Consider the following 5,895-nt stretch of genomic DNA (forward strand, 5'->3'; position numbering starts at 1 on the left):
TGGTTGCGGGGGCAGGATTTGAACCTGCGACCTTCAGGTTATGAGCCTGACGAGCTACCGGACTGCTCCACCCCGCGTCATTGCGCCTGTGCGCAAGAGATTGATCCTTGAAGGCATGAAAGGCCGACTGCAATGAATGCGTCGGCCCTTGTACATGCGGATCGTGAATGGGTTATGCCCGTGACACGCCGGCTTCAATGCCTGGCGACGACCTACTCTTCCAATGCTTGTGCATTAGTACCATTGGCGCAGTCCGGTTTCACGGCCGAGTTCGAGATGGGATCGGGTGGGGCACAGACGCTATGGTCACCAAGCAATGAAGCCGGCGTGTCACGGGTTTTCAATCGATGTGTTTACAGATGAAGATCTGGTGTGAGGATCGTCCGACCGATCAGTGCAGCACCCTTGCAGGCGTGTCATTGATGGTGTGGAATTCTCAAGCATGATCAGAGTTATTAGGACCGGTTAGCTCCATGCGTTACCGCACTTCCACACCCGGCCTATCAACGTGATGGTCTATCACGACTCGAAGATACCTAATCTTAAGGGAGGCTTCCCGCTTAGATGCTTTCAGCGGTTATCCCGTCCATACATAGCTACCCTGCGGCACCCTTGGCAGGATGACAGGTACACCAGAGGTATGTTCACCCCGGTCCTCTCGTACTAGGGGCAACTCCTTTCAAGTATCGACGCCCACGGCAGATAGGGACCAAACTGTCTCGCGACGTTCTGAACCCAGCTCACGTACCACTTTAATTGGCGAACAGCCAAACCCTTGGGACCTGCTCCAGCCCCAGGATGTGATGAGCCGACATCGAGGTGCCAAACGATTCCGTCGATATGAGCTCTTGGGAATCATCAGCCTGTTATCCCCGGCGTACCTTTTATCCGTTGAGCGATGGCCCTTCCACGAGGGACCACCGGATCACTATGACCGACTTTCGTCTCTGCTCGACCTGTCGGTCTCGCAGTCAGGCAGGCTTATGCCATTGCACTCTTGCAGACGGTTTCCAACCGTCCTGAGCCTACCATCGCGCGCCTCCGTTACTCTTTAGGAGGCGACCGCCCCAGTCAAACTACCCGCCACAGAGGGTCCCTACACCGGCTAACGGTGCGAGGTTAGACATCAGAAAACAACAGGGTGGTATTTCACCTATGGCTCCACGACAGCTGGCGCCGTCGCTTCAAAGCCTCCCACCTATGCTACACAGTTCTTTCCTAATGCCACTCTGAAGCTGCAGTAAAGGTGCACGGGGTCTTTCCGTCTAACCGCGGGTACTCCGCATCTTCACGGAGAATTCAATTTCGCTGAGCATATCCTGGAGACAGTGGGGAAGTCGTTACGCCATTCGTGCAGGTCGGAACTTACCCGACAAGGAATTTCGCTACCTTAGGACCGTTATAGTTACGGCCGCCGTTTACTGGGGCTTCAATTCGGAGCTTGCACCCCTCCTCTTAACCTTCCAGCACCGGGCAGGCGTCAGACCCTATACGTCGTCTTGAAGCCGACTTAGCAGAGTCCTGTGTTTTTGCTAAACAGTCGCTACCCCCTGGCCTGTGCCCCCTGCAAAGACTTGCGTCCATACAGGGCCTCCTTCTTCCGAAGGTACGGAGGCAATTTGCCGAGTTCCTTCAGGATACTTCTCTCAAGCGCCTTGGTATACTCTACCTGACCACCTGTGTCGGTTTCGGGTACGGTCTATATGAAGAGGCTATTTCCTGGAACCGCTTGGCAGCCCTCTCAATCCAATAAGAGAAAACTACTTCCGCAATCCGTCACACATCTTCAGGCCCACGAATATTAACGTGGTTCCCATCGACTACCCCCTTCGGGCTCGTCTTAGGGGCCGGCTCACCCTGCGCCGATTAGCGTTGCGCAGGAACCCTTGGTCTTTCGGCGAGAGGGCATCTCACCCTCTTTATCGCTACTCATGTCAGCATTCGCACTTCCGATACGTCCACCCTCGGTTACCCTCGAGCTTCAACCGCCTACGGAACGCTCCGCTACCGCTGCAGTAAACTGCAACCCTAAGCTTCGGTGCATCACTTTAGCCCCGTTACATCTTCGCCGCAGGAACCCTTGTTTAGACCAGTGAGCTGTTACGCTTTCTTTAAAGGATGGCTGCTTCTAAGCCAACCTCCTGGTTGTTTTGGGATTCCCACATGCTTTCCCACTTAGTGATGACTTGGGGACCTTAGCTGTAGGTTAGGGCTGTTTCCCTTTTGACGACGGACCTTAGCACCCGCCGTCTGTCTGCCGGATAAGACTCGTTGGTATTCGGAGTTTGGTTAGGTTTGGTAGATCTCGCGACCCCCTAGCCCATCCAGTGCTCTACCCCCAACGGCATACATCCGACGCTCTACCTCAATAGATTTCGCGGAGAACCAGCTATTTCCCGGCTTGATTGGCCTTTCACCCCTAAACACAACTCATCCGATAATTTTTCAACATTAAACGGTTCGGTCCTCCAGTGCGTGTTACCGCACCTTCAACCTGGTCATGCCTAGATCGCCGGGTTTCGGGTCTAATTCATCATACTCAGTCGCCCTGTTCAGACTCGCTTTCGCTGCGCCTACACCTAACGGCTTAAGCTTGCATGATAAATTAAGTCACTGACCCATTATGCAAGAGGTACGCTGTCACCCCCCAAAGGGGCTCCAACTGATTGTAAGCATTCGGTTTCAGGTACTGTTTCACTCCCCTAATCGGGGTGCTTTTCACCTTTCCCTCACGGTACTAGTTCGCTATCGGTCATGTACGAGTATTTAGGCTTGGAGGGTGGTCCCCCCATGTTCAGACAGGATTTCACGTGTCCCGCCCTACTCGAGTCTCCTCACATCACTTTCGCATACGGGGCTGTCACCCGCTATGGCCACTCTTTCCAAAGTGTTCTGCTAATTCAATGAGAAGCACTGGCCTGGTCCGCGTTCGCTCGCCACTACTAACGGAATCTCGGTTGATGTCTTTTCCTCCAGGTACTGAGATGTTTCAGTTCCCCGGGTTCGCTTCACCAAAGCTATTTTATTCACTCTGGTAATACCTACCCACCTCACCCAACCACTGGCAAAACCAGAAGTCAGGAGAAATGGTGAAGGTGGGTTTCCCCATTCGGAAATCGCCGGATCAAAGTTTGCTCACAACTCCCCGACGCTTATCGCAGCGTGCCACGTCCTTCATCGCCTGTACATGCCAAGGCATCCACCAAATGCTCTTACCTCACGCTTGAGAATCCACACCATCAACGACAGGCCTGCATAAAGCCTGCCGCATCCAAAAGGTGCGGACGATAATCTCAGCCAGATATACATCTGTAAGTGCCGCATACGTATCCAGTCAAAACCAGACACGATGCGCCACGGCATCGATTAAAAACCCATTCACAATGTCAAAGATCGCGGCCAATGCCGCCTCGCTGTGTCCAAAGCTTCACGCCCGGACACAACAAACAGATGTCTTCATCCCTGGAAATACTCACACGCCTTTCAAGCAAGCGCAAAATGCACAACGGTCTGGTGGAGCCTATCGGGATCGAACCGATGACCCCCTGCTTGCAAAGCAGGTGCTCTCCCAGCTGAGCTAAGGCCCCCAACCATTGCGCCACCCGCCCTGCCCGCAAACAGCACCATCATCACGACAGTCCTTGTTGCAGGGTCCAGATCATGAAGCCTCATGAAAGGCCCCAGTCGCAGGCATCAGGAGTGGAACGCGATAATGGTGGGCCTGGGGGGATTCGAACCTCCGACCTCACCCTTATCAGGGGTGCGCTCTAACCAACTGAGCTACAGGCCCACACCATCGTCACCGGCCAAAAGGCCACCAACGGCGCGAACCAGCTCAGGCGCATGACACAGACCATAAGCCTGCGCCAATTTTCCAGCGATGAAGGGACATGAGGACGACGGCATGTTTCTTTAAACATCCGCAAAGCACTTCCCGATACAAAATCAGGCGCTTTTGCAGACATCCTTAGAAAGGAGGTGATCCAGCCGCAGGTTCCCCTACGGCTACCTTGTTACGACTTCACCCCAGTCGCTAAGCCCACCGTGGTCGCCTGCCTCTCTTGCGAGTTAGCGCAACGCCTTCGGGTGAACCCAACTCCCATGGTGTGACGGGCGGTGTGTACAAGGCCTGGGAACGTATTCACCGCGGCATGCTGATCCGCGATTACTAGCGATTCCGCCTTCATGCTCTCGAGTTGCAGAGAACAATCCGAACTGAGACGGTTTTTGGAGATTAGCTAGCCCTTGCGGGATCGCTGCTCACTGTCACCGCCATTGTAGCACGTGTGTAGCCCAGCGTGTAAGGGCCATGAGGACTTGACGTCATCCCCACCTTCCTCCGGCTTATCACCGGCAGTTTCCTTAGAGTGCCCAACCAAATGATGGCAACTAAGGACGAGGGTTGCGCTCGTTGCGGGACTTAACCCAACATCTCACGACACGAGCTGACGACAGCCATGCAGCACCTGTCACTCATCCAGCCGAACTGAAGAAATCCATCTCTGGAAATCGCGATGAGGATGTCAAACGCTGGTAAGGTTCTGCGCGTTGCTTCGAATTAAACCACATGCTCCACCGCTTGTGCAGGCCCCCGTCAATTCCTTTGAGTTTTAATCTTGCGACCGTACTCCCCAGGCGGATAACTTAATGCGTTAGCTGCGCCACCCAAGCACCATGTGCCCGGACAGCTAGTTATCATCGTTTACGGCGTGGACTACCAGGGTATCTAATCCTGTTTGCTCCCCACGCTTTCGCACCTCAGCGTCAATACTTGTCCAGTCAGTCGCCTTCGCCACTGGTGTTCTTCCGAATATCTACGAATTTCACCTCTACACTCGGAATTCCACTGACCTCTCCAAGATTCAAGTCCGATAGTTTCAAAGGCAGTTCCGGGGTTGAGCCCCGGGATTTCACCCCTGACTTGGCAGACCGCCTACGCGCGCTTTACGCCCAGTAATTCCGAACAACGCTAGCTCCCTCCGTATTACCGCGGCTGCTGGCACGGAGTTAGCCGGAGCTTATTCTCCAGGTACTGTCATTATCATCCCTGGTAAAAGAGCTTTACGACCCGAAAGCCTTCATCACTCACGCGGCATTGCTGGATCAGGCTTGCGCCCATTGTCCAATATTCCCCACTGCTGCCTCCCGTAGGAGTCTGGGCCGTGTCTCAGTCCCAGTGTGGCTGATCATCCTCTCAGACCAGCTAAAGATCGTCGGCTTGGTAGGCCTTTACCCCACCAACTACCTAATCTTACGCGGGCTCATCCAAAGGCGATAAATCTTTGGTCCACATGATCTCTCACATAGACATCATCCGGTATTAGCACACCTTTCGGTGAGTTATTCCGAACCTCAGGGCAGATTCCCACGCGTTACGCACCCGTGCGCCACTAGATCCGAAGATCTCGTTCGACTTGCATGTGTTAGGCATGCCGCCAGCGTTCGTTCTGAGCCAGGATCAAACTCTCAAGTTTGTGTCCAATCCATCCCAGCCAATCACCCAAAGGCAACCAACCAGAACAAATGAATTCAAGGAGCCGATACCTGCATATTCAAACGTAATGGATACGAAGGACATACAAGCTCGACTTAAATTACCAGTCCCAACGCCTTGAAGCCGTCAGAACCGGGCGCCGTCGCCCACATGTCCCTTCATCTATAACCAACAATGTCAAAGAACACACCCGACACTAACAGACATTAAACAATCCCAACCCCATTCCAGGATCAGAACCATCCATAACCATCCATGTCGGCGACCATCCAAATCACCGCTAAACCGCAGCAACCCGTCCGGTGAAACGCCATATATGGACACCAAACGAGTCGGTCAACACCAAGATCAAAAAAGTTTGAACAAACATCACAACACAGCAACACAACACACCTAACCAG

General features: G+C 53.6%; 3 tRNA genes and 3 rRNA genes. All 6 read right to left on the bottom strand.

Annotation, left to right across the window (positions count from 1 at the left end):
- A tRNA-Met gene (locus RM533_RS13515) sits at positions 1 to 77 on the bottom strand.
- Positions 78 to 199: 122 nt separating this feature from the next.
- A 5S ribosomal RNA gene (gene rrf, locus RM533_RS13520) occupies positions 200 to 314 on the bottom strand.
- A 121-nt stretch (positions 315 to 435) separates the two neighbouring features.
- A 23S ribosomal RNA gene (locus RM533_RS13525) occupies positions 436 to 3,226 on the bottom strand.
- A 285-nt stretch (positions 3,227 to 3,511) separates the two neighbouring features.
- Positions 3,512 to 3,587: transfer RNA gene (locus RM533_RS13530), tRNA-Ala, on the bottom strand.
- Positions 3,588 to 3,713: 126 nt separating this feature from the next.
- A tRNA-Ile gene (locus RM533_RS13535) sits at positions 3,714 to 3,790 on the bottom strand.
- Positions 3,791 to 3,971: 181 nt separating this feature from the next.
- Positions 3,972 to 5,474: ribosomal RNA gene (locus RM533_RS13540) — 16S ribosomal RNA — on the bottom strand.
- The 16S, 23S and 5S rRNA genes sit together here with 3 tRNA genes alongside, the layout of an rRNA operon.
- Positions 5,475 to 5,895 lie beyond the last annotated feature (421 nt).

The organism is Croceicoccus esteveae (assembly GCF_031846435.1).
Taxonomy (GTDB): Bacteria; Pseudomonadota; Alphaproteobacteria; order Sphingomonadales; family Sphingomonadaceae; genus Croceicoccus; species Croceicoccus esteveae.